The organism is Wolbachia endosymbiont (group A) of Scambus nigricans (assembly GCF_947251485.1).
Taxonomy (GTDB): domain Bacteria; phylum Pseudomonadota; class Alphaproteobacteria; order Rickettsiales; family Anaplasmataceae; genus Wolbachia; species Wolbachia pipientis.
Map to the genome: position 1 here is coordinate 1126630 of NZ_OX366356.1, position 24273 is coordinate 1150902.

Annotated in this window: 21 protein-coding genes, 1 tRNA gene and 2 pseudogenes; 9 read left to right on the plus strand and 15 right to left on the minus strand. The window is 35.2% G+C overall.

The annotated features are described in order from the left end of the window. From OPR46_RS06385 to OPR46_RS06410, 6 genes are all read right to left on the minus strand, one after another. Positions 1 to 807 (minus strand): SDR family oxidoreductase, encoded by an 807-nt coding sequence (locus OPR46_RS06385; protein WP_213863192.1) that lies wholly within the window; start codon positions 805 to 807, stop codon positions 1 to 3. A 5-nt stretch (positions 808 to 812) separates the two neighbouring features. Further along, a complete protein-coding gene (locus tag OPR46_RS06390) occupies positions 813 to 1457 on the minus strand; it encodes an alpha/beta hydrolase (RefSeq protein ID WP_265043350.1) in 645 nt (214 codons plus the stop codon). Positions 1458 to 1854: 397 nt separating this feature from the next. Continuing rightward, positions 1855 to 2220 carry a hypothetical protein gene (locus OPR46_RS06395; protein ID WP_265043353.1) on the minus strand — a complete coding sequence of 122 codons (366 nt, stop codon included), beginning with the start codon at positions 2218 to 2220 and terminating at the stop codon, positions 1855 to 1857. Between the two features lie 121 nt (positions 2221 to 2341). After that, positions 2342 to 4009 (minus strand): aminopeptidase P family protein, encoded by a 1668-nt coding sequence (locus OPR46_RS06400; RefSeq protein ID WP_265043354.1) that lies wholly within the window; start codon positions 4007 to 4009, stop codon positions 2342 to 2344. Positions 4010 to 4017: 8 nt separating this feature from the next. Further along, a complete protein-coding gene (gene mnmG / locus OPR46_RS06405) occupies positions 4018 to 5940 on the minus strand; it encodes a tRNA uridine-5-carboxymethylaminomethyl(34) synthesis enzyme MnmG (protein ID WP_265043355.1) in 1923 nt (640 codons plus the stop codon). Positions 5941 to 6231: 291 nt separating this feature from the next. After that, positions 6232 to 6307 (minus strand) — tRNA-His (locus OPR46_RS06410). Between the two features lie 150 nt (positions 6308 to 6457). On the opposite strand from OPR46_RS06410, the gene murJ reads away from it, so the two are divergent. Together murJ and OPR46_RS06420 are read left to right on the plus strand one after the other, a co-directional pair. Next, the gene (gene murJ, locus OPR46_RS06415; protein WP_010962984.1) at positions 6458 to 7945 is read left to right on the plus strand and encodes a murein biosynthesis integral membrane protein MurJ; all 1488 of its coding nucleotides are present in this window, start codon (positions 6458 to 6460) and stop codon (positions 7943 to 7945) included. Between the two features lie 3 nt (positions 7946 to 7948). After that, on the plus strand, positions 7949 to 10492 hold the full coding sequence (locus OPR46_RS06420) for an AsmA-like C-terminal region-containing protein (RefSeq protein ID WP_265043356.1): 2544 nt from the start codon (positions 7949 to 7951) through the stop codon (positions 10490 to 10492). A gap of 54 nt (positions 10493 to 10546) precedes the next feature. On the opposite strand, the pseudogene OPR46_RS06430 reads toward OPR46_RS06420, so the two are convergent. Further along, positions 10547 to 11562 (minus strand): annotated as a pseudogene (locus tag OPR46_RS06430) (phage portal protein). A gap of 157 nt (positions 11563 to 11719) precedes the next feature. Here OPR46_RS06430 and lipB point away from each other — a divergent pair. Both lipB and OPR46_RS06440 read left to right on the plus strand, forming a co-directional pair. Beyond that, a complete protein-coding gene (gene lipB / locus OPR46_RS06435) occupies positions 11720 to 12337 on the plus strand; it encodes a lipoyl(octanoyl) transferase LipB (RefSeq protein ID WP_265043357.1) in 618 nt (205 codons plus the stop codon). Beyond that, entirely contained in the window at positions 12337 to 13362 is a 1026-nt protein-coding gene (locus OPR46_RS06440; protein WP_265043358.1) for an LD-carboxypeptidase, read from the plus strand. The genes lipB and OPR46_RS06440 overlap by 1 nt, the downstream gene beginning before the upstream one ends. A gap of 542 nt (positions 13363 to 13904) precedes the next feature. Here OPR46_RS06440 and OPR46_RS06445 read toward each other — a convergent pair. Further along, a protein-coding gene (locus OPR46_RS06445; RefSeq protein WP_265043306.1) for an IS630 family transposase occupies positions 13905 to 14764 on the minus strand; the annotation gives its coding sequence in 2 pieces (ribosomal slippage) (positions 13905 to 14440 and positions 14440 to 14764; 861 coding nt in all). A 66-nt stretch (positions 14765 to 14830) separates the two neighbouring features. Between OPR46_RS06445 and OPR46_RS06450 the strand changes: the two genes are divergently transcribed. Then, a complete protein-coding gene (locus OPR46_RS06450) occupies positions 14831 to 14989 on the plus strand; it encodes a hypothetical protein (RefSeq protein WP_265043359.1) in 159 nt (52 codons plus the stop codon). On the opposite strand, the pseudogene terL reads toward OPR46_RS06450, so the two are convergent. Then, a pseudogene (gene terL / locus OPR46_RS06575) lies at positions 14944 to 16254 on the minus strand (phage terminase large subunit). The gene OPR46_RS06450 and the pseudogene terL overlap by 46 nt on opposite strands. On the opposite strand from terL, the gene OPR46_RS06465 reads away from it, so the two are divergent. Beyond that, entirely contained in the window at positions 16235 to 16456 is a 222-nt protein-coding gene (locus OPR46_RS06465; protein ID WP_265043362.1) for a hypothetical protein, read from the plus strand. The pseudogene terL and the gene OPR46_RS06465 sit on opposite strands and share 20 nt — an antisense overlap. A 622-nt stretch (positions 16457 to 17078) precedes the next feature. On the opposite strand, the gene OPR46_RS06470 is transcribed toward OPR46_RS06465, so the two are convergent. The 4 genes from OPR46_RS06470 to trmD form a co-directional block, all read right to left on the minus strand. After that, the gene (locus OPR46_RS06470; RefSeq protein WP_044471287.1) at positions 17079 to 17876 is read right to left on the minus strand and encodes a phosphoribosylformylglycinamidine synthase subunit PurQ; all 798 of its coding nucleotides are present in this window, start codon (positions 17874 to 17876) and stop codon (positions 17079 to 17081) included. A 6-nt stretch (positions 17877 to 17882) separates the two neighbouring features. Then, positions 17883 to 19133, minus strand: a complete 1251-nt coding sequence (gene pstA / locus OPR46_RS06475) for a phosphate ABC transporter permease PstA (RefSeq protein ID WP_213863204.1) — start codon at positions 19131 to 19133, stop codon at positions 17883 to 17885. A gap of 221 nt (positions 19134 to 19354) precedes the next feature. Continuing rightward, a complete protein-coding gene (rplS, locus tag OPR46_RS06480) occupies positions 19355 to 19732 on the minus strand; it encodes a 50S ribosomal protein L19 (RefSeq protein ID WP_006279489.1) in 378 nt (125 codons plus the stop codon). Beyond that, positions 19716 to 20426, minus strand: a complete 711-nt coding sequence (gene trmD / locus OPR46_RS06485) for a tRNA (guanosine(37)-N1)-methyltransferase TrmD (protein ID WP_007549279.1) — start codon at positions 20424 to 20426, stop codon at positions 19716 to 19718. The genes rplS and trmD overlap by 17 nt, the downstream gene beginning before the upstream one ends. 74 nt (positions 20427 to 20500) lie before the next feature. Between trmD and purC the strand changes: the two genes are divergently transcribed. Beyond that, on the plus strand, positions 20501 to 21223 hold the full coding sequence (purC, locus tag OPR46_RS06490; RefSeq protein WP_265043364.1) for a phosphoribosylaminoimidazolesuccinocarboxamide synthase: 723 nt from the start codon (positions 20501 to 20503) through the stop codon (positions 21221 to 21223). Here purC and purM read toward each other — a convergent pair. Beyond that, positions 21220 to 22257, minus strand: a complete 1038-nt coding sequence (gene purM, locus OPR46_RS06495) for a phosphoribosylformylglycinamidine cyclo-ligase (RefSeq protein ID WP_265043366.1) — start codon at positions 22255 to 22257, stop codon at positions 21220 to 21222. The genes purC and purM overlap by 4 nt on opposite strands. Before the next feature lie 133 nt (positions 22258 to 22390). Here purM and OPR46_RS06500 point away from each other — a divergent pair, with 133 nt between their 5' ends. Both OPR46_RS06500 and OPR46_RS06505 read left to right on the plus strand, forming a co-directional pair. Beyond that, a complete protein-coding gene (locus tag OPR46_RS06500) occupies positions 22391 to 22684 on the plus strand; it encodes a hypothetical protein (RefSeq protein WP_265043367.1) in 294 nt (97 codons plus the stop codon). Between the two features lie 104 nt (positions 22685 to 22788). Beyond that, positions 22789 to 23043, plus strand: coding sequence for a hypothetical protein (locus OPR46_RS06505; RefSeq protein WP_406833319.1), 255 nt, complete (start codon positions 22789 to 22791; stop codon positions 23041 to 23043). A 66-nt stretch (positions 23044 to 23109) separates the two neighbouring features. Here the strand turns inward: OPR46_RS06505 and OPR46_RS06510 are convergent, their stop codons facing one another. Continuing rightward, positions 23110 to 23928: a transporter associated domain-containing protein gene (locus tag OPR46_RS06510; RefSeq protein ID WP_265043369.1), complete on the minus strand. Its 819-nt coding sequence runs from the start codon at positions 23926 to 23928 to the stop codon at positions 23110 to 23112. Between the last annotated feature and the right edge of the window lie 345 nt (positions 23929 to 24273).

The following is a 24273-nucleotide window of genomic DNA, read 5'->3' on the forward strand; positions in this document are numbered from 1 at the left end:
TCATTCTGATGTGATTTCAGTTTTGTTTACGTGCAAACTCTCTAATCCCACCTTGTAGTTAGGATAAATTAGAGAGACATTAAGATCTTTTTTAATTTTAACATTACTTACTCTCTTTGATCCTAAATAAAAACTCTGTGCATAATCTGGTAACTCAATTGGTTCTGGAGGGCTAACATTGAGAAGTTTGGTCGCATATATTACCACTTCAGATTGTGTAGTGGGTAAATCGTCTGCACAATTGTATATTTCACCAGGTTTTATGTTTTGCATGGAAGAAAATAAAATATTTGATATATCTTCAACGTGAATACGAGAAAAAAAATGCCCTTCTTTTTTCACATTTCTTGCTTTGCCAAGCTGCAAGTCAATTAACACGTTCCTACTAGGGCCGTATATTCCAGCTAAACGAAAAATATGTACAGGCAGTTTGCTATTTAGCCACTTCTTTTCAGATTTAAGGCGCTTTTCTCCTCTGATTTCTATAGGTCTTGTTTCAGATTCCTCATCCACCCAATTACCAGAGTGATCACCATAGACGCTAGTTGCAGACAAATAACCAAGCCATTTTACATTTTGCAGGCAATCACCGTATCTCTCCACAACATCATCGCCATCTGGAGGAATAGAAATTAAAACGTGCGTTGCGCTTTTAAGCAGATCTTGACTAACTTTCTCATAATTAAAGAGGATTACATCTTGTATATTTTTACTTCTTGATGTGCCACTGACTTTCCAACCTAAGTTCAGTAATTTTTTCGATAAAAATTTAGCTACATATCCATAACCAAAGCAAAACAAGTGCATGAAAATTAATTTTTAAAATTCTTCTTGATAAATTCTACTCCTAATTTTATTCCCTCTTCATTAATAATATGCCCTAATGCATGAATTGGGTGTCCTTCAACATTTACTCCATTTTCTTTCAGAGCTTTAACCGCTAAGTCGAGGGACGAAAAAGGTACCACGTCGTCAGCATCACCATGGATAACACATATGTTAGGTTTTGACTTGATCTCTGGTGCAGTTTTTGAAGGTGAAAGAAATCTACCAGAGTATGCAACAACTGATGCACAGGATTGAGAGCGGGTGAGAGCTGTATGTATTGCAAGCATTGCTCCTTGAGAAAATCCAACTAAAGAAAGTTGCGTATCTTTTAAATTAAGCTCCTTTAATTTTGTATCAATGAAATGATTTACAATTGATGTAGCATTTTTTACTCCATTATATAGCGCTTCCTCACTACGATCTTCCAAGCTGAACCACTGATAACCATCACCTATTTCTCTTTCAAACGGAGCATTGGGTACTGCAAAATATGAACCCAGTAAAAACTTGCTCATAACTTTAGCAAGGTGAATGAAATTATCGCCACTTGAGCCCCAACCATGTAAAAAAATAATCAAATTTTTCTTATTTCCGCCTGCACAAACTTCTGGGCCTTTAAGTTCAATCATTTCTTTTCCTTTTGCGTTTATATTTTTATTTAACACTAATTTTCAAATTTGTAAAACCTATGTGCAATTACGTTCCCGATACTACAGATAAAGTAACTTAGGTTCATCGACGATTTGAAAAACCGTCATTCCGCTACTAGTTAGCGGCTGAGATACCGCGAATGAATCGCGGTATGACGCAGGGAAAACCTTAGCTATAAACCTCAGAAATAAGAAAACAAACTAGAAAAAATACCTAACTATAACTGCAGCCTTAAGCAACGTACCTTATTTATTTACGAAAACTGGTATAAATGCTATGCAAGTAGCTACACTACTTGCATAGCATTTATAATTGACCTCGACTTACCGTCCAACTAGAAAGTTGTATATAGAATGACAGAAATCCAGATGTTATTTACTTACTTTCGATCTTTTCTATCAATTTTTTAACTAAGCCTCTTAGCTTTCTACTGGATTCATCAAGCTCTTGAATCTGCGAGGTGTGCTCTTTCATTAGTTCCTTATAGTTACCTCTTATGTAGTCAATCATTTCCTTCATCTGAGCAATCATCTTGTTAACATCCATACTGCCCAAATCAGGTATCATGCCAGGCATATCCCCTTCTAACATACCGCCAGCCATAAGCTGCTGAGACATCTGCATAAATGGTTTTAAAGTCTGATTAAGCAATTCAGGATCCTTGGCTAATTTTTCTATTTGCTCTTTGCAAGTATCCATATACTGCTTCATAAATCCATCTTCTTGCCCTTTGTCTATCATAATTATAACCTACCTAAAAATACGTGTTCTTTATTATATATTATTTTAAAATTAAAAACAATACAAAATACCTGTCACAATTGCATTAATACTTTTTAAATAATAAAAAATGCTCCTTTGCTTATAAAGGGTCACATACCTTCTTTAACCATTCCTTATCTTTTACGCTATTTTCTAAGTTTTTATAGACAAATTGATGGTAGCCATTTATCCATTCAATTTCATCCTTAGTAAGCATTTGCACATTTATTAGTCTTCTATCATATGGAATAGAGGTCAGTTGTTTAAAGTTTAAGAAGCCGTTTTCTTGTCTGTTGACATACATCAGATTTTCAATCCTTATTCCATACTCTCCCGGAATGTAATAGCCAGGTTCGTTGGAAAGTATCACCCCTGGCGTGAGTTTCACTTTATTACTTTTTGATATTGCTTGTGGTCCTTCGTGTACTGATAGGTAACTTCCTACTCCATGCCCTGTACCATGCATATAGTCCATTCCAAATTTCCATAAATGCGTACGTGCCAATATATCCAATTCTCCACCAGTAGTGCCGGGGGGAAAGACGACACTTGCTATAGCAATGTGAGCCTTGAGTACTATTGTATAGTGGGTTATTTGCTCATTGGTCGGATTACCAACTACTACAGTTCTTGTCACATCAGTTGTGCCGTCAAGGTACTGACCACCAGAATCAATCAAATACAGTCCATCTTTCTGAATTACCTTATTCGTCTTACTGCTTGCACGATAGTGAATTATTGCTCCATTCTCATTAAATGCTGAAATTATTGGAAAACTTAGTTGCTTAAACAAATTCTGCTCTTTTCTGTATTCTAAAATCTTTTCTTCAGCTTCAAGTTCTGTACCAACATTATTTTCAAGCCAATATAGAAAATTTGTAACTGCCACTCCATCTCTGATATGCGCATTTATAGCCCCAGCTATTTCAGTTTGGTTTTTTGCTGCTTTATAAATTAGACAAAGATCTTCTCTCTCAGCTACCTGTTTATCTTTTATTACAGCCATGATACTCATTGGAGTTGTGTTTGGATCTATAACTATTGAATTTAGCTTGTGCAGCGAATTTTCTAGCTCACTAATATCAAAAATATTTACATGATTGCCTAAATTTGCTTCTATAGTTGAATGTTCTTTATCTTGAATAAACAAATCAACATTACCGCTTTTATACAATATAGCACGACCCAATATACATGGAGTATATTTAGCATTTTCGTTTCTTAAATTTAATAACCATGAAATTGAATTTGGATCAGTTAAAAGCACTGCTTCAGCTCCTTTATCTACGCTTCTAGCTATTTTTTCACATTTGTCCTTACTACTTTTACCAGCATATTTAATAGAATGTAAAACCACTGCTTGTTTTCGATAGTCACTTTTTTTTCCAGCTAAACAGGGTATTAATTTACAGATATTCTCATACTTTCTTATATCTTCGATGGTAAAATATTGCAAATAATAACCTAGTGAGGCAGTCGATGTTAAGTTTGCTTTTATCCATTCGCGTGGATCCTCTTCTTGTATATTATATACTTGAAAATTGCCCCGATCGAGCTGATTGCGAGCTTGTGTAATATAGCGTCCATCCGTAAAAAATGGGCACTTGTTGTCTTTTGTAACGATAAGTAGCCCATTTGTTCCTGTAAAGCCACACAGCTTTGTTAGCTCCTCTGAATACTCATTTAAATATTCATCTTTAGTATGCAACATAAATGCATCAACGTTTATCTCGTGCATAAAAGAACGAAATTCTTCGATTTTTGACATAGAACACCTCATACAAAATTAGCAGCCACTTTCGTTTTCCTGTTTCTCAAATACACTAATATGCTCACTATCGCTGCAGGAGTGATGCCTTGTATTTGCTTTGCAATGCCAATCGTCGCTGGTTTTATCGTCTGCAACTTTTCTATTACTTCACTTGACAGGCCTTTAACTTGTGAATAGTTAAAATCAATTGGAATTTGAGTGTTAATTTCCTCTCGTAAAAACTTCATATCCGCTTCTTGTCTTATTAGATAAGGTTTGTATTTTGCTTCAATTTCAACCGCTTCGCATATTTCATTCTTAGTTATGCTACCCATTGCGGTGCCATCCCAGCGCGTGATGCTGCTTAACTCCGGCCATATTTCTTGTAATTTATTCCAGTCGATGTTTGGATAGCTAAGTAGATCTAGTGCCGTTTTTCTTATCCCATCATAAGATATTTTGATACCATAAGACCTAAGCTGCTCAGGAGTAATCGTCAAACTCTCTAGTTTTTCTTCAAGTTGCTTAATAGATTTAAGTTTATTCTGTAAAACAGAGTATCTCTCATGCGACACAAGGGAAATATCATAACCTTTTTGTGTTAATCTCCTATCTGCATTGTCTGACCTGATAGCTAGCCGATATTCTGCACGCGAGGTAAATAATCTATAAGGTTCGATCACCCCTTTGGTGACTAGATCATCTATCATTACGCCGATATATGAGTCTGTGCGATGAAGAACAAAGCTTTCTTTTTTTTCAGATGCAGAGAGTGCTGCATTAATTCCGGCAATAATTCCTTGCCCTGCTGCTTCTTCATATCCAGTAGTGCCATTAATTTGGCCAGCAAAATATAGGCCTTTAATTTTCTTAGTTTCAAGAGTATGGCTTAGTTCTCGTGGATCAATATAGTCATACTCAACTGCATATCCAGACCTCAATATTTCTGCATTTTCAAGTCCTTTAATACTCTTTATCATTTCACGCTGCACTTCAACAGGCAATGAATTTGAAATTCCGTTTGGGTATACAGTATCATCATTCAAGCCCTCTGGTTCTAAAAATATTTGATGACTACTTTTTTCTGCGAATTTTTTAACCTTAGTTTCAATGGATGGGCAGTATCTTGGTGCTATAATATCATCTAAATACGAAGAAGCTGACCTGTGCAGATTCTCTCTAATTATTTTATGCGTGTTTTCATTAGTATGGGTAATAAAGCATGATACCTGAGGTTGGTTAATTTTTTCTGTGAGATAAGAAAACGGCACAGGTGGATTATCACCCACTTGTTCTTGCAATATTGACCAGTTTATAGTGCCACGATCAAGCCTTGGCGGAGTTCCGGTGCGCAATCTACCTAATTTAAAATTATATTTCTTCAACGTATTTGCAAGTTCTACTGCAGGCTTATCTCCCATTCTCCCTGAAGGAGTTACCTGCTCTCCTATATGAATTACACCTTGCAGGAAAGTTCCCGTAGTTAAAACAACTTTACCTGTTAGTATATGTTCCCCTGAGCTTGTTATTACAGCTTTAATGCACAATTCTCCATTGTTATTACTCTCTATAAGGAAATCGTCAACCGACTCTTCTTTTACCGTCAAATTGTTATAATTTAGAATAATTTCCTGTATTGCTTGCTTGTACAATTTTCGGTCTGCCTGTGCACGTGGTCCCCACACCGCCGCACCTCTGCTGCTATTTAAAATGACTGAGTGTATACTTGCTTGATCGATTGCTCTTCCCATTATTCCATCAAGAGCGTCAACTTCCCTGACTACAACGCCCTTTGCAACTCCTCCGATTGCTGGATTGCAGGACATTTCCCCTATAGTTGAAATTTTATGAGTTATAAGCAGCGTGTTTGCACCAAGGCGAGCTGCAGCTGCAGCAGCTTCGCACCCTGCATGACCACCACCTACTACTACTACATCATATTTATGCATGCCTTCTTGAGTAATTCTTACTCTACTAATATTCTAACTATTAGCGGTTAATGTCAAATTTTACAGTAATTATAGCTCTTTTTACAATAATCCGAACAGACCGTAATATGCTACTGGCCTGCTATAGCCATAAACACATATCTTATCGCATTCGGACTATTATAAGAAAGGCTATAACTATTTCAATCATCAGTGGCCAATGTATAGCTAACTCACGTCATACCGTCACGGTATCTCTAGATCCCGCTAACAAGCAGCGGGATGACGGTTTTTCAAATTATCGGGTTTTAGTGGGGCGAGCGACCAGGATCGAACTGGCGACATTCAGTACCACAAACTGACGCTCTACCAACTGAGCTACGCCCGCCAAGATATAAAATTTCTAACATAAGAGCGCAAATAGTCAATTGATTATTTAACTCTCCTTTTGCAGAGGGTTTTAAGTTTAGCCAATAAATATTTTCATTGATATTTTTACTATTATAGTTAATTGTATTGACACTAATGAAGTAGTGATATGTTTAAAAGTATTTTCACATTTAGTTTTTTTACGGCTATTTCAAGGATCTCAGGGTTAATAAGGGATGTATTGATTGCTACGGTTATTGGTGCGAACTCTCTTGCAGACATATTTTTTTCTTCGTTTCGCTTTGCCAATCTATTTCGAGCATTTTTTGCAGAAGGAGCGTTCACTACCTCATTCATACCGTTATACTCGACAGAATCATATGATAATAAAAAGGCATTTAATTTTGCAAGTAGTGTAATATCCATTACGTTTATTATCTTAGTAATTTTTTGCCTTATCATGCAAACTTTCTCCCCTTATATGATTCAAATTTTTGCTCCTGGATTTGACCAAAGTAAGTTTACCCTTACTGTTACTTTATCAAGAATTATGATGCCCTACATAATCTTTGTTTCAATTGCATCACTTATTGGTGGAATGCTGCAAGTAAAGCAGCATTTTGCTTCAACAGCTATTGCACCAATCGTTTTGAATCTCTGTTTAATCATCAGTTTGTTTGTGCCTTACGTAAAAACTCCAGCACACAATCTTTCTATAGCTGTCCTTATAGGAGGAATTTTCCAGCTACTTTTGATACTATTTAGTGCATACAAGTTAAAGGCAGCTTTTTCTTTTAGCCTTGAATTAAGCAATGAAGTAAGGTTGTTTTTTAAGCGTGTGATACCTGCAATTATCAACAATTGTGTAACTCAAATAAGCTTATGGATTGATACAATCATGGCGAGTTTTATACCAAATGCGGTGTCCTATATATATTATGCCGATAGACTAAATCAACTACCGCAGGGAATAATCGGTACTGCAATTGGTACAGTGCTTCTTCCTTTAATTTCAAAACAGGTGGATAATACTGAAAATATAGTCAAAATACAGAACAAGGCTCTCAACATAGGATTAATGTTAATTATGCCAACAACTGCTGCCTTTATCATTATTCCCGACATAATTTTACTTACGCTTTTTTCTTACGGCCGGTTTGATCATTATGCAGTGCAGCAAACTGTTCCCACTTTAATAGCATTTTCTCTTTCTTTACCTGCATTTATTATAAATAAAGTATTGCTACCTACATTTTTTGCTAAAGGCAATCTGAAAATACCAACCATATTTTCGCTAATGTGTCTTGGAATTAATGTAGTGCTAAACCTTTTGTTAATGAACGAGTATCAGCATACGGGGATTGCTATTGCTACTTCCGTTTCCACTTGGATAAACTCTATTCTATTAATTAGTTATTTAACAATAAATAAAATGTATAAGGTTAGCCAAGCGTTATTGTTAAATGTCATGAAAATTTTTGTAGCAACGGCAGTCATGTCAATAGCCCTTTATATTTTTAATTCTTTGTTGGCAGGATTATTTTTTGATAAAATGTTGGCTCGTATTGTTTATTTAACGACTTTAATAGCTTTGAGTGTTATTGTTTATTTTGGTATTCTCTATTTAATATTTAAGGGAAACTTTAAGCATGTGTAAATTATGAGACTTTCTTTATATGCTATATTATCAATCTCACTGCTATTAATTCTCGTGCATGTTGCTGCAACTTTTAAGGATTGGAGTGGCTACAGGAAATATATCATAAAAGAGTTAGAGAAGACGTATGATGCTAAAGTGCATATTGGGGGAAAAATTAAAGTTTCGTTGATTACCCCAAAGCTCACTATTTATAATGTATACGTACAATACAACGAAAATAAAGAGCAAAAGTTGTCAGATTTAATTAGTGTAAGAAAAATTGAAATAAGGCCATCGTTCCTATCGTTGTTTTTATTTTCGTTGCAACCAAAGTCAATCACATTGTTTGGCATGAAAAGCAACAAAGAAAATTTACTTAATATTATAAATACAAACGCCAGTGGTAACACAGTCAATACAGTAATAAAAGACAGCCAAGTAAGTTTCAAGAATTATTTCGCTGATATTGTTAACATAAAGGAAGTTGCTGTAAAAAAAAATAAGCAGTTTTTTGGTAAAGTAAAGGTAGGTGATAATAATTACGATTTTTCAGGAAAGGTTAATATCACAAAAAGGAATGTACACATTAGTGTTGAATCAAATTTTGTAAATTTGCTATTTACAGGTAATAGAAATCAAGAAGAACTCCAGGGTAATTTAACATTAACAATTAATAACAGTTCCGGTTCTGTGAGTGATTTAGCAAAAATCATTAATCTTAGCTTTCTCTCTTGTGTTATTCCTAGCGAAAATATCAAGATATCATCCAATATAAGTCTTAATGAAAGTGAGTTTACGGCAACTGACTTAAAAATTGATTCCAAAAGCATGCAAGCCAGCGGTACAATACAAAATGATAGAAAAGGCAATCACACTAATTTCAATATTAGCTTCAGTAAAGTTGATTTAGATTCCATACAAAATGATTCACAAAGAACAATGAATATGAAGGATCTTCTGGAATGTTTTAGAGCAGTTGTGCCAAAGAACTTGAGCTTAAATTTTAATATAGAAGCTTCTAACATTCAATATCAAAACAAAATATTGGACAATTTCCGTGCTGTACTAAAATCCACTGATGGCAAAGTAAAAGTTAATACGCTTCTTAAATTTCCTGGAATCAATAATATATCTTACTTATCAGGAGAGATCTCAAACAATAATGTCCTATCTGAATTCAACGGTGATTTATTAGTCGAAGGAAATGATTTTGAGTCATTCATTTCATGTTTTTTCCCTTCTATAAAGATGAAAGAAAACCAGAAAAATCAATTTACACTAAGTTCTAAACTGCACCTTGCACCAAGAATATTATCTATCTCAGACATTAGACTGCTAAATAATAAGGAATCCTTGCAAGGATCAATTAGAGTAAGCCACACAAAAAAACGCAGTGTGATCGATGGTGAATTTAGCATGCATAATCTTGATGCAGATAAATATGATCATTCATTATTTAGCAGTTTACCTAAAATGCAATGGCTGAAAAATTTTCAGTATGATGCAAATATAAAGGCCCGTGTTAATAACCTTACATTGAATGATACGAAAATTAAAAATTTGGATTTTTTGCTGAAAATGGAAAAAGGTAAGCTAGTTGCAGATAAAATAAAACTATCTGGAGAAGATTTCGATATTACCGGTAATGCAAAAATATTAGCAGATCAAAAATACGCCAAACCTTTATTAGATGTTAACCTTACGGGCAGTAAATTTAATGGAAAAATTATTACATTACCAAATTTAGTAGAGACGAAAAGAAATTCAAGAAATGAGATAGATCAAATTCAATGGTCAACAAAGCAGCTTGATTTTTTGGATGATAAAGAAGGCTTTGATGCAAATGTGCAAATCAATACTGCAGAATTTAAAACCGAGCAGAATGTTTTAAAAGATTTTAATTTGGATGCGGTAATGAGAAACAACACTATCACTATCAGGCAGGCAAGTTACGTATTAGAACACGGGCAAGTGTTTTTTCAGGGTTATTTAAGATCAGACTCAATGAATACAAGATTTTCTATTGTAAATTTGGACACTAAAAAGATTGGTAAGGTTATAGGAATTGACAATGTAAATGGTCAGGTAAGCTTAAATGGTGAAATCAAAACTCAAGGAAAAAGTTTTCATGATTGGGCTAGTAACTTATCAGGAGATATAAATTTACAAGCACAGGGAATAGAATTTACTAATGTGGATTTTAATTCATTTATCACTAATTTGTTAAGCAGTAAGAATAAGTCTGAAATTTCCACACTTGCTTATATTGATATATATAATGGTAAAACATTTTTTGAAAATATTAGCGGAAAAGCAAGTATTAAGAGTGGTATATGTTCAACTAGTTTACAGTTCGGGATTGATCAAGCATCAGGGTCGATCTCTTCTAATTTAACCTTATCTAACTTCGCTTTAGCTTCCATATTCAGGTTCTTTTTCATACCACCAAATTATAGTAATCCAATCTATATCGATATGCATTTGGATGGCCCTATTTGGCGTCCTAAGATGAGTTTTGATGTAGACCAAATCTTCACCGCTCTGGTTGGCAAGAAAAATAGTTGATTTACTTAGGCGTACGGTTTAGGGGACAATGAACTCATCTGAACGGATACAAACTTAACCTAACTCATCACCACCTGGCAGTGGTGGCAAGCCAAATGCTTCTCTCTTTTCGTTGAGCGTCATGAAGCTTGCGTTTTCTACATATTTCCACAACTTTTGTCTTTTTTCCATGAGAATTTCTATTGCATCTTTGTCATACGACAAGCACAGATCTTCACCAAATTTTGGTGTTATAGCCTTTCTTATAATAGTCCGAATGCGATAAGATATGTGTTTATGGCTATAGCAGGCCAGTAGCATATTACGGTCTGTTCGGATTATTGTAAAAAGAGCTATATCTGCGCTTTTAAGCGTTGGTACTGCTCTTGACTTAAACTTCCACCACTTCCATCTTTCGCTGATTTCACAACTATTGCACCACTTGGTCTTGCCCCATTTTGCAACATCGCTTGATTCCAAGCACCCGCCTGATTATGCTGATCTATGCTATATGCAGCTGCCTCAATTGGTGATAGCCCATACCAATCATTCAAAGGGTTAAAGGTCTTTAGGTGCAACACTGCTGAACGTCCGGTTAGTTTATCAACTTTAAAGTCATAACTGTTGTTATTTATGGCATAACGATAGATATAAGGAACGTTATTTCTCCCTGGAACAATTTCAACCCTATCGGGGCGCAGAAGATAAAGCTCTGTTGGTGGTTTTCTACTGTTCTGTGACTCAATCATCAATATATAAGAATTGCCGTTAACTAACCGATAAGTTACAATCCCCTCAATAAATTCCGATTTTGATGTCATTGGATTAGGAGAATAAAGTAATTTCAGTAATGGATGGGCTTTTAATTGCGATTTTCCCTGTTCAGTAAGCTGGCAGAGAGTAAAAGGTACCGAAGATGCAGCACTTGCAATCATATTAATTGCTCGAAAGGCAATAACATTTTTTATGTAACCTTCCTCAGCAAAACTTACATAATCACGCTTACTCCAACTTGGCTCCATCATTAGCTGCAAAGCAGAATATTTAGTAAATACTGCGCTTTTTTTTCTTTGAAAGATGTTGAAATTCATATGTGCCTCATGAAAGATGTTTAAAAGTTAAAAGTGTTTTAGATTCTGTAGTTAAACTAAGACATAGATCCCAGTGTCACGCACTGGGATAACGGAAGGAAAGCACTTGGGTGACAGGAAAAAACGAACTGCTATACTAAAAAAAAAGAAATAGAATATGACAGAATGGCTAATATCTAATCAGCTTATTGATTATAACTGTGCCGTAAAATCTATGGAAGAAAAAATTCAACAAATTTACAATAATTCAGCAGACGAATTAGTATGGCTACTCCAGCACCCTCCACTTTATACTGCAGGAATCAGTGCAACAGATGACGACGTTGTTGAAAAATTATTTCCTATATATAAAACAGGCAGGGGTGGCAAATACACATATCATGGTCCAGGACAGCGCATTATATATTTAATGTTAAACCTTAAAAAAAGAAACAAATGCGATATAAAGCTATATATTAGAGATCTAAGTAAGTGGATAATAAATGTTTTAAAGCAATTTAATATACTTGGAGAATTTAAAGAGGATAGAATAGGTGTTTGGGTGAATAACAATGGAGTAGAAAAAAAAATTGCAGCTTTTGGTATCCGTTTAAGAAAATGGGTAACTTATCATGGCATAGCGCTTAATGTCTCCCCCAACCTCTCTCACTATAAGGGCATTATTCCTTGTGGACTGCAAGATTATGGTGTCACGTCAATGGAAGAACTAGGAGTGAAAGTTCCACTCTCTGAATTGGATGATATACTAAAAAAAGAGTTTTATAAGATATTTTAATGATTGTTTACCTTTTATATTTCATTCTCACTTTATGTGCTAACACAGGTATTCATGCAATCGACCAAGTTGATATTATTGCTCCTTCTTCGAAGGGAAAAGAATTAGATCTGACTACTATAAAAGAATATGTAGAAGCTTTGGATTTTAATCCCCATATTTCGGAGAAAATATATAGTAATGATAATCCATTTTATTCCAACTCTGATGAATTCAGAGCAAATGATTTGATTAGTGCACTAACCGGTGATAGTAAAATAATCTGGTGTATCAGAGGAGGAGAAGGGGCTTCTCGGTTAATTCCCTATCTAGAAAAGTTACCCAATGATAAAAAAGAAAGGATTGCTCAAAACAAAAAGATCCTCATAGGCTATAGCGATATAACTGCCTTGCACATCCATCTACAAGCTAAATATGATTGGCAAACTCTTCACGGCACCATGTTGGAAATGATAGTAAATAACTCCGTTTCTGAAAGCTCTGTTGAAAAATTGAAAGAGTTAATTCTTAACAAGCGGGATTCTATCATATTTGATAACCTAAAGACGATAAATAATGGCATTAGACTAAAAGATGGCAGATTAGAGTCTAAAATCATCGGTGGTAATATGACTCTAGTTGAAAATAGTATAGGAACCGCTTGGCAAATAAATGCGAAAGGTAAAATTCTATTTTTAGAGGACATAAGAGTTTACCCATATGCAATAGAGCGCAGTTTAGATCACCTAAAACAAGCTCACATCTTTGATGGAGTACATGCAGTAATCTTTGGGGATTTCGTTAACTGCTATAACGATAACCTTGTTGAAGTTGTAAAAGAAAGGTTTGCAAAAAGTGTTAACTTTCCTGTATTTACAATGAAAGGGGTAGGCCATGGACATACAAATGATCCTTTACCTTTTAACACTCACGCTATTATTAGCGTTCAAGACGAAAAAGAAGGTTTGTTTTTTATGGACGTGCAGAATTTAGCTAATCTTATAGCTAACGCGAGCTCTACGTCATACCGCCGCAGTATCTCTTAGCCGCTAACACGTACTTAACCGTCATACCGCGATTCATTCGCGGTATCTCATCCGCTAATAAGAGATCCCGCTAACATGTAGCGGGATGACGAATTGCTTAACCGTCATTCCGCCGCAGACCGTCATACCGCCGCGGTATCTCTTAGCCGCTAACACATAGCGGAATGACGAAGTTATCGTCATTCCACCGCGAACCGTCATACCTCCACGAACTGTCATACCACCACGAACCGTCATACCGCGATTCATTCGCGGTATCTCTAGATCCCGCTAACACGTAGCGGGATGACGGTTGTCAGGGTGTCATGCAAGTAGCTGACTACTTGGATCTGGTAGACTCAAATCACAATGCCCGTAAAGCTGCGACCCTAGAGCTATAGCTCTTTTTACAATAATCCGAACAGACCGTAATATGCTACTGGCCTGCTATAGCCATAAACACATATCTTATCGCATTCGGACTATTATAAGAAAGGCTATACTATCTCTCACCCACTGCAAATATTGCACGGTATAGCATTTCTCATAATAGTCCGAACAGGTCATAGGAAGGCAGAATCAACAGCACGACGAAAGGATTCGAATAGAGGAATGTTTTTCCTGGCTCTGTTTTTTATAGCAAACCAATGATGCTCAATTTTGTTGAAATCTGGAGAATAAGGCGGCAGATACAAAATTTCTGCACCAACCCCTTTAGCAAGCTCGATAATCTTATCAGACTTATGAAAAGTAGCATTGTCAAGAATGACAGTCTGTCCAGGTTCCAAGATCGGTGTCAAAAATTGCTCAAACCATCCATTAAAAACATCCATATTACAGTGGCCTTCAAAGGTTAACGGAACAACTATCTTTCTTCCACTTAAGGCTGCAACCATACTGATTCGTTGAGTTTTCTTTCCAGATTTTAAGGCATAAAACCGCTGTCCTTTCTGGCAATATCCGTAGGGGTAGTCTTCGGTGTTATCAATGCCAGACTCATCTATATACACTAAGTTTTTAGGTTCTTTTGTCGCTATAATTTTCAAAAATTCAGCACGTTTTTCTTCGTTTCTTCCCTTGTATCCATATGTCTTTTTTTGCGCGTAAATCCAATTTTTTTAAGGGCTCGATAGATCGTTTGGATACTAACGTTGTTCCAAAGTTTAGCCATTTCCGATAGAGTCTTTCCTCCGTGTTCTCTGGCAAATTTGGCAAACGTATCCCAGTCGGTAATTTTGTGATTGTAACCCCCATTTCCAAGTTTTTTTGATTGAAAGTCTCCTGTTTCTTTTCTTCTTTGCCGCCACTCCCATAAAGTAGTTCGTCCAATCTTAAATCTTGCTGCCACTGTTTCTCTGCTTTCTCCTTCGTCTAGCGCTTCCATTGCTTTTTTTCTTAAATCATAACTATATGCTGCTGGCATTCAACCTCCCTATCATCATCTACCCTTATCCTATCACATCCGGACTTTTATGGAAAGAGCTATAATATGGAAGATATCGAAATTGCTATAGACAGTACAGGAATTAGTATAGCTCTTTTTACAATAATCCGAACAGACCGTAATATGCTACTGGCCTGCTATAGCCATAAACACATATCTTATCGCATTCGGACTATTATAAGAAAGGCTATACTATCCACTTGATCATCGTGTCGAGTTTCAGGAAACATTAAAATCTCATACTCAAAATCGTTCAGCCATACTGCTTGGTGCGGCAGAAAAACCTTGCCAGACTCTATAATCGGAACAATTTGATAAAATCGAGTGAGTTTGTCATCATGTGGTACTATTTCGATAATTGGTAAATCACTGTTTGTCTTTAGCTCTTGCACCAATTGCTGACCACTTGTTTTTGCTTCGATTAAAATTGCGTGCGGTGTCCATCTTGCAGCTAGTGACAGAACTTGCTCTTTAAGCTTTGGATACTCAAGCTTTGCGCGATATACATCGAGTAAATAGAATTTATTGCCCACTTTTGTCCAGGTGGTGCAGACGCTAAAGTTGCTCATGCTGCTTGTTGAAACTGCAGTGTCCCAGCTCTGAGTGACATATGAGAGACTATCAGAAAAATTTCTATAGCGCTTCAGCCACTCTCGTTTAATTATACCACTTGAAAGTGGCAGAGGGTTTTGTTGATATTGTGCAGCAAAAGCGTAACTTCCAAGTTCAACCTTTATCATCTCAACTTCTTCTTTTCCTCCATCAAGGGGATATAGCAACTGACCTTCTTCTCTTGAGTACAATATTACGGGTGGTGTCATTCTAGCACTTGATGCTGTAATCCAGCTTTTGTACTCATTTGTAGTTACTCGGGTGACAGGAACAAGAAAAGGAGGCGCTGGCTTTTTGATTGAATAGATAATCTCCTTATTTTCAGATATCATCGGTAAACAAGTATGGTTCCATATGTTTTTCGGTTTGGAGAGAAGGTGCCCGGTTAAATCTTATTGATGTAGCCTATGCATCACAAGAACAATTACTCCTTTTTTTCTATTGTTGAGCCTGGCTACTAAAGTCTGGTCAAACCAATTTGTAGCACGCTTTCTAAACGTTTCACTCAAAGCTTGGGAGGGACTCAGTGGATCATCCACGATGATGAAATCACCACCTTCACCTGTTAACGTCCCTCCAACTGACGTTGCGATTCTGTATCCTCTCTGCACTGTTTGAAATTTGTATTTGGTATTCTGATCTTTGGATAGTTCTACCTCTGGAAACATCTCTCTATACCAACTAGACTGCATTATGCATCTTGTATCGAGCGAGTGCTTTTCGCTAAGCAGCCGAGAGTAGCTTGCAACTATTATTCTTGCAGTTAGCTGATTTCCCAGTATCCATGCGGGCCACGCAACACTAGCGCACAGGGACTTCATTGAACGCGGAGGCATATTGAATATTATTCGCCTCATTTTGCCAACATTTGCCGCTTCAAGTCTGTCTGCTATGACTTTTATAGCTCTTTTTACAATAATCCGAACAGACCGTAATATGCTACTGGCCTGCTATAGCCATAAACACATATCTTATCGCATTCGGACTATTATAAGAAAGGCTATACTATGCCGCCGCGAACCGTCATACTGCTGCGGTATCTCAGCCGCTAATAAGTAGCGGGATGACGGTTGTTGTTTAGCTATAAATATTAAGAAATTTACCAAATAAAAAAAGGCAAAAGAAGCCCCGTGGTTGGCTAATTACTTACATTATACTTTCAAGTATGGCGTTTTTTTATTCTATAGCCTTTCTTATAATAGTCCGAATGCGATAAGATATGTGTTTATGGCTATAGCAGGCCAGTAGCATATTACGGTCTGTTCGGATTATTGTAAAAAGAGCTATAAACGTTTAATAACCGCGATTCAGTTGCTTTTAAGCCGCAACTAATCTAAATTATAAACATTAAGAAATTTACTAAACAGAAAAAAAGGCAAAAGAAACCCTGGGGTAGCTAATTATTCACTATCCATTTTTTAAGTTGGCGTTTTTTGATGTTTTAAATGCTTTATAAGCGTATTTCAGCTTGTATAGCTAGAAATTTGATAAAGACATAGAGTGCACATAGTGCAAAAAATTAAACATGAGACGCCAGATACGTTGAGTTTTTTTGTCATTTAATCTGTACAGAGAAGATAAATAGCTTCAGTTTCATGATAAGGGGACTGGCAAGGCTTGTCAAGCAAGTTTTTTGCAATATCAGGGGATAATTTCGACCATAAATCCCTATCAATAAATTTCAACAAAAATACTTCAGTGCATTTTCAAATATAAGCATTCCATCGCCATATTTTGGCACAGCAACACCTAACCGCTTGCTCTTTTCTTTTTCAAGGGGCCAATTATCTTGCTGGGTAAAAAATATTCCCCTTTCTGGATGGGGCATTAAAGCTAGCACTCTTCCACTTTTATCTGATAAAGCTGCTAGGTCGTATGTAGATCCATTCGGATTGTAAGGAAATTGTAGGTTAGCATAGTTGCCATTTTTATCAATGTAACGTAATGCGGTGGAATTGCTCTCAATCAATTGGTTCAAAATATCTTGATCCATAAAAAATTTACCTTCCCCATGAGCAATAGGGAGATATAGTTCACTCAGACCCCGTAGCCAAACAGAATTACTCTGCGGATTAACTCTCACTCTAATCCAGCGGCATTGGTAATTGCCTATATCATTATGGATTAAAGCTAGATTAGAGAACTCTGGAATTAATTTTACTAATATCTGACAACCATTACATATTCCTATAATCAGCTTGTCCTGAGATAAAAACTCTTGAAACTCATCCAACAAGTTGTTTTTAATACGTAAAGCAAACGCATTACCAGCACCAGTGTCATCACCATAGGAAAAACCCCCTGGAATTGCAAGTATATTGCTTAATTTCAGTTCACCTGGATTATCTATGATATCGTTAATGTGAACGATTTTTACTTCAATATTACCAATACCAAGTTTTCTGCTGCATTCCATAAATGCAAATGCAGTTTCTTTTTCGCAATTTAAGCCATAACCAGATAGGACTGTAATTTTCATGAATTGCTAAAAATTAAAAAATTCGAATTTCCTTTTTACAAAATTTGCTACTAAATTTAACGCAAATAACACCAATAATAAAGCTATAATTGCGATAGCAGCAAGTTCAACAAATGCAATTTCAGGATTGCTTGACCATATGTATATTTGCACAGGTAGAACAGTCGCCGGATCGAAAAAGGACGTAGGTGTATCAGCAATAAATGCCACCATACCCATCATAAGTAAAGGAGAAGATTCACCTAAAATCCTTGCAATTGCAAGCACAGTACCATGTATTATTCTTGGTAACGCAATCGGTAAAGAGTGATCTAATATCACCTTGATGTGAGGTGCACCGAGCGCAAACGCTGCATCTTTTATCGTAATAGGAACATTCGCAAAGGCATTTTTTGTTGCAATTATAATATTAGGTAACATCATAAATGAAAGAGTCATTCCACCAACAAGTGGTGAAGAGCGTGGTAGCCCAAATATGCCAAGATAGAGAGTTAAGCCTACTACACCAAATATTATTGAAGGCACTGCAGCAAGATTATTTATGCTAATTTCTACAATATTGGTCATGAGCCTATTTTTAGGCATAAATTCGTAAAGACAGATGCCCGACATAATTCCTATTGGTAATGCTAATGCTAGGCACACTATAATTGTCATCAATGAGCCGATAAATGCACCTAAAATCCCTGCATTCTCAGGTTCACGAGAGTCAGATTTAAGGAATAAAGACTTATTAAAAAATTTTTTCACTCTCCCTTTTTCTTTTAGCCAATCAAGTAATTTAGCATAACGATCATTCAAATATTTATCTTTATTTATTGAATTAATTATACTTGACGCGGTAAACCAGATCTCATATTCACCACTATCTTTTACTTTCTTACGAAAAAATTTCTCTAGTTCTTTGTAAGAATTACGACTTAAAATTTCGTCACCGTCTTTAAAATCAGTTCCTCCAAACACCTTACGTAAAGAATCGTTGAGTAAGCCAATGGACTTATACCGCAAATCACTAGGATTACTCGCCAAAGCAAGATCAGCATTTATTTCAACTGGCAATAAAATTTTCGTTACTGTTAAGGCACTGTAAGAGTTAACTAATATACTCAACAATATACACACAGGACAGCCAAGTGAGATAACTAGTGCCGTGAAAGAACAAAAGCGTAGCGCTCTGTTCTTTTTATTTTTCCTTTTTATACGAGCATGTACACGTCTTGACTGAAGTAATTTAAGGAATTTTTTCTTTATACTCATTTACTTTTCTTTACACGAGGATTTGAAAAAACTTTCCCCTTTTTTGTCATGCAAGTAGCTGACACTGGGATCCAGCAGGCTTTGCCTGCAAATAATTTTTACATTTTCCATGAAAGCACAAACCAAAAGGAGAATAATGAATGCTGGATCCCAGTGTCGGAGCACTGGGATGACAAGAGAGAGTTCTGAGATGACACAATTGACATCACTCCCTATTGTATCTACTTAGATTTCTTTTTAACATAAGTAGTACGCTCTTTGATCCTTGCAGCTTTTCCAAATAGTTTGCACAGATAATACAGTTTTGCTCTACGAACCTTTCCTTTTCTTGTCACTTGCACTGAAACCAGTGCAGGAGAATAAACAAAAAACTGAGACACTATACTTTCTCCATGGCTCACTTTTCTGACTGCAAAAGAAGAATGTAACCCGCGGTTCCTTTTTGATATACATACACCTTCAAATATCTGTATACGTTCACTTGTACCGTCAACTACTTTAAAAGTGACCTTCAAATCATCGCCAGGACGAAATTCTGGTATTTCTTTAGCTAACACTTGCATTTGCTGTTCGTTAAATTTTTTAAGTAAATTTGTCATTTATCTCTCCACTCAATAATTCAGGCCTACGCTTTTTTGTTATAACATGAGACTGCTTCTGCCTCCAATCACTTATTTTTTTGTGATTGCCAGATAACAAAACCTCAGGTACTTTATATCCCTTCCACTGCTCAGGTCTAGTATATTGAGGATATTCAAGTACACCACCACCATAATTAAAACTTTCTTCAGTAATACTATCGGTATTATTTACTACACCTGGAAGAAGTCTAATGCATGCATCAAGAACCACCATTGCAGCTGGCTCACCTCCTGAAAGTATATAATCTCCAATACTTAACTCATAAGGAGTATACGCATCAATTATCCTTTGGTCAATACCTTCAAATCGACCACACAATATTGTTATATGAGGAAACTCTAATAATTCTCTGGCAATATTCTGATTAAACTTAGTTCCAGATGGAGTCATGTAAATAAACTTAGTGTTTTTATGAACAGAGAGCATACTATCTACTGCATCACCAACTACATCAGAACGCATAACCATTCCTGCTCCACCTCCATATGGAACATCATCCACAGTTGAATGTTTATCTTTCGCAAAAGAACGAATATTTATTACTTCAAGGTTCCATATTTTTTTTTCTAACGCTTTTCCGGCAAGAGAATAGTTCAAAAACCCCGGGAACATTTCTGGGAATATGGTTAATATTGTAACATTGAATGCCATTAAGGTTTATTTTAAGTTATTTGGGGCTATACTCTAAGAATAGTAAATTGATATAATATATAGTTAAATTAAACATGTCACTGAATAAAACGATATACGAAGGTAAAGCGAAAGCCATTATTGAAACTGAAGACTTATCAATTGTCATACAGCACTTTAAAGATGATGTTACAGCATTCAATAAGGAAAAATATGAAATAATCGATGGTAAAGGAATAATTAATAATCATATTAGTGCTTTTATCATGGAAAAGCTTGAGAAAGCAGAAATTAGCACACACTTTATAAAAACTCTAAACGAAAGAGAACAGCTAGTCAAAAAACTCAAGATAATACCTCTTGAGGTAGTAGTTAGAAATGTCGCAGCTGGCAGCTTTTGCAAACGTTTTAATATCAAAGAAGGTGAGAGGCTTGCATCTCCTATAATCGATTTTTTTTACAAAAATGATGACTTAGCCGACCCAATGGTAAGTGAAAATCACATACTGTATTTTGATTGGCTATCTAGCAAAGAAATGGATGAAGTTAAAACTACAACTTTAAAAATCAACGAAATATTAGTTCACCTATTTTCAAATGCAAGTATATATTTAGTTGATCTCAAGTTAGAATTTGGCAGATTAATAAATGACAGTGCTAAAATCGTTTTAGCTGATGAAATTAGCCCTGATAACTGCAGATTATGGGATAAAAATACTTATAAAAAGCTAGACAAAGATGTCTTTCGTTTGAATTTAGGAGATTTAAAGGAAGCATACCTAGAAGTTGCAAAAAGACTGTCAGTAAAGTTAGGTTAACTAAATACTACTCTATCAAGTGGAGGGTTACATGCCTCATCAAGTTTTCCAATAATTTCAATTTTTTCTCCACGTTTTTGGAAATGATTTTTCACGTTTTGCATATTCTCAGAACTTACGATCAATACCATACCAATACCACAATTAAATGTTTTTAGCATTTCTTTCTTCTCTATTTTACCCTCCTTTGTTAGCCATAAAAATATATCTGGCCATTTCCAGGAATTAATGTCTATGTTTGCAAATAAGTTTTTTGGAAGAATTCGCGGAATATTGTCTACCAAACCACCACCCGTGATGTGCGCAATACCTTTTACTTGTGACATGATAGGCAGCAAAGAATCAACATATATTTTTGTTGGTTCAAGTAGTATTTCACTCCAAGATTTATTATTCCATAGAGATGTATCGTTATAATTTATACCTAAGCTTTTGAAAACATGGCGCACTAAAGAAAACCCATTTGAGTGAATTCCACTTGACTCTAATCCAACTATATAATCACCTGCTTTCATCATACTACAGTTTGGAAGAATTTGCTTTCGATCAACTACACCAACCACAAACCCTGCAAGGTCATAGTGATTATTACCATACATTCCGGGCATTTCTGCAGTTTCCCCACCAACCAATGCTATTTTAGCTTGCTTGCACCCCTCTGCAATGCCCTTAAACACAGATAATAAAACATCTTTGGTCAAAACGCCTGTTGCAAAGTAATCAAGGAAAAACAAAGGCGTTGCTCCTTGTGCAAGTAAGTCATTTACACACATTGCAACTAAATCTATACCTATAGTATCATGTTTATTCACTTCTTGAGCTATCAACAGTTTCGTACCTACTCCATCAGTTGAGGAAACGAGTACTGGATGGTCATACTTCTTACTTAGTGCAGCAAAATCAAATAACGCAGAAAATGAACCTATTTCGCTGATTACTTCTTCTCTAGTAGTTTCTTGAGCAATAGGCTTGACTTCTTTTATTAACTTATTATATAGTTCAATATCTATTCCTGATCTGGTATAAGTATTCATAATCCTTTTATAAATTTTAAAATTGTTAATACTATATTAATGCCTTGATATAAAAAGTGCAACGAAACTTTCTCTTAATTGACTATTATATACTTACCAATATAGGGTAACTTAAATCATTAATAATTATCCAATGAACGAAAATACCAAAAACATACTGTTAATAACGGAACTGCTATCAGGACGGCTGCTTCATGACTTTGCTAACTCTATGAATGGAATGACGTTTGGCGTAGAAGAGCTTGAAGTAATAGATAAGAATGATGCTGATGCGCAGAAGGAAGCGTTGTTGTTTCTTAAAGAAAGCTCCGATGATTTAATATATAAACATAAAGTTATGAAGCAGGCATATTCTTCTTCAATGGATAATTATAGCTTTGATAAAACCAAATCTAATATCGAAAATTATTTATTAAAAAAAAAGTAAAGCTTACGTGGAAAATAGACGCATACTCTGCAAAAAATAAGGAAGATTTAATTGAAAAGATAAATAAGATAATTTCTAATATGGTGCTAACTATAGCCAGTGCAGTGGCGGAAGTTGAACTAGTATCTGTTTTACTGAGTCAAACAGAAGATAAAATGCTATTAACTGTAAAAATTCTAAATGAACACAAACCAATAAGCAAATCATTAGTAGACAAATTAATCAAAAAAAATGACACTAATTTAAATACAAAAGATATTAATATCTATATGACTTCTTTATTATTAGAGTACTATAACACTGAAATGCATTATACTTGCGAAAATAATTTGCTGGAAATAGGTTTAACTATAACTTGAGTTGCATATTTGGTTATTACAACTTTTTCTTCGTGTCAAGGCATTCCCCGACAAGGGGTATCAAATCTAATTTTTGTAATCACTTAAGTCTAGTACTATTTTATTAATGTAGCGCTCATTTGCATCTTTGATGATAAACTTCATACCATTTTTATATTTAATGACTTCATCTACAGAAGGTACTTTACCAGCAATCGAAAGAATCAAACCACCAAGTGTAACATAGTCTTCTTCAGGGTCACGTAATTCTATTTTTAGATCCTCTTCTATATCTTTTATAAGAGCCCTTGCTGATACTTCAAACTTATTTTGAGACAATTCAGTAATGGTATATTCTGAATTTATTTCGTTTTCACTATCAATGTTTGGTATTAGTTCCTCTATAAGATCAGTCATTGAAATTAAACCATCAGTTCCACCATATTCATCCAATACGATAGCTAAGCATGATTTAGAAGAGTTCATCCTAACAAAAAGATTAGTTGTCTTCATCGAGTGTGGAACAAATATTACGCTTTGTATAATATGTTTCAGATTAAAATTTTTATCCCTATTAAAAATAACATCTTTTACATAAAAAAAACCTATTACGTTATCAAAGTTATTTTTATAAATTGGTATTTTAGTGTGGCAAGTGTTTTTTATCTTCTTTATTATTTCACGCTCGCTTGACTCAATGTCTACTGCGCATATCTCTGTACGTGGAGTCATTATATCCATTATACCACAATCGCGGAATTTTAATAGACCATTAAATATATTAAGTTCTGGCAGATCTTTCATTAATACCTCAGTCGCACACTTTTTCAACACAGAAGCTTTTTTGAAAAGGAAGAGAAAAATTCTATATGCTATTTTTTCTACTAAGGTTCTTTTTTTACTCAATTTATTCCCTGTAATGGCAAAAACGTTTTCAGATTAGATTTATCAAGAAAACTGTCATTAAATGTTTAATAAGCATGTGAATAATGTCAAATTAATTTGTGAATTATTTGTTGATATAAAATACCAACAATTGATCAACAACTTTTTCAACAACATATACATAGTTGTGTAACAATGCATGATGGTAAAGTATTTTCCATAAAAGAAAATTACTAACACTCTAAACACCTTACTTATACACATAAATCATAACAGAAAATCAATAATATACGAAAGTTACTCACATATTTATCCACAAGTTGAACAACGCCAATTTTTACTGAATTTTAAGTTAGTAACAAGTTA

What these genes read in the sequence shown, in the direction of transcription:
- purC (WP_265043364.1), top strand. Translation starts at nt 20,501, where the DNA reads ATGTCACTGAATAAAACGATATACGAAGGTAAAGCGAAAGCCATTATT.
- lipB (WP_265043357.1), top strand. Translation starts at nt 11,720, where the DNA reads ATGACAGAATGGCTAATATCTAATCAGCTTATTGATTATAACTGTGCC.
- OPR46_RS06470 (WP_044471287.1), bottom strand. Translation starts at nt 17,876, where the DNA reads ATGAAAATTACAGTCCTATCTGGTTATGGCTTAAATTGCGAAAAAGAA.
- OPR46_RS06440 (WP_265043358.1), top strand. Translation starts at nt 12,337, where the DNA reads ATGATTGTTTACCTTTTATATTTCATTCTCACTTTATGTGCTAACACA.
- OPR46_RS06390 (WP_265043350.1), bottom strand. Translation starts at nt 1,457, where the DNA reads ATGATTGAACTTAAAGGCCCAGAAGTTTGTGCAGGCGGAAATAAGAAA.
- OPR46_RS06395 (WP_265043353.1), bottom strand. Translation starts at nt 2,220, where the DNA reads ATGATAGACAAAGGGCAAGAAGATGGATTTATGAAGCAGTATATGGAT.
- OPR46_RS06420 (WP_265043356.1), top strand. Translation starts at nt 7,949, where the DNA reads ATGAGACTTTCTTTATATGCTATATTATCAATCTCACTGCTATTAATT.
- purM (WP_265043366.1), bottom strand. Translation starts at nt 22,257, where the DNA reads ATGAATACTTATACCAGATCAGGAATAGATATTGAACTATATAATAAG.
- mnmG (WP_265043355.1), bottom strand. Translation starts at nt 5,940, where the DNA reads ATGCATAAATATGATGTAGTAGTAGTAGGTGGTGGTCATGCAGGGTGC.
- OPR46_RS06500 (WP_265043367.1), top strand. Translation starts at nt 22,391, where the DNA reads ATGAACGAAAATACCAAAAACATACTGTTAATAACGGAACTGCTATCA.
- trmD (WP_007549279.1), bottom strand. Translation starts at nt 20,426, where the DNA reads ATGGCATTCAATGTTACAATATTAACCATATTCCCAGAAATGTTCCCG.
- rplS (WP_006279489.1), bottom strand. Translation starts at nt 19,732, where the DNA reads ATGACAAATTTACTTAAAAAATTTAACGAACAGCAAATGCAAGTGTTA.
- pstA (WP_213863204.1), bottom strand. Translation starts at nt 19,133, where the DNA reads ATGAGTATAAAGAAAAAATTCCTTAAATTACTTCAGTCAAGACGTGTA.
- OPR46_RS06385 (WP_213863192.1), bottom strand. Translation starts at nt 807, where the DNA reads ATGCACTTGTTTTGCTTTGGTTATGGATATGTAGCTAAATTTTTATCG.
- OPR46_RS06400 (WP_265043354.1), bottom strand. Translation starts at nt 4,009, where the DNA reads ATGTCAAAAATCGAAGAATTTCGTTCTTTTATGCACGAGATAAACGTT.
- OPR46_RS06450 (WP_265043359.1), top strand. Translation starts at nt 14,831, where the DNA reads ATGGAAGATATCGAAATTGCTATAGACAGTACAGGAATTAGTATAGCT.
- murJ (WP_010962984.1), top strand. Translation starts at nt 6,458, where the DNA reads ATGTTTAAAAGTATTTTCACATTTAGTTTTTTTACGGCTATTTCAAGG.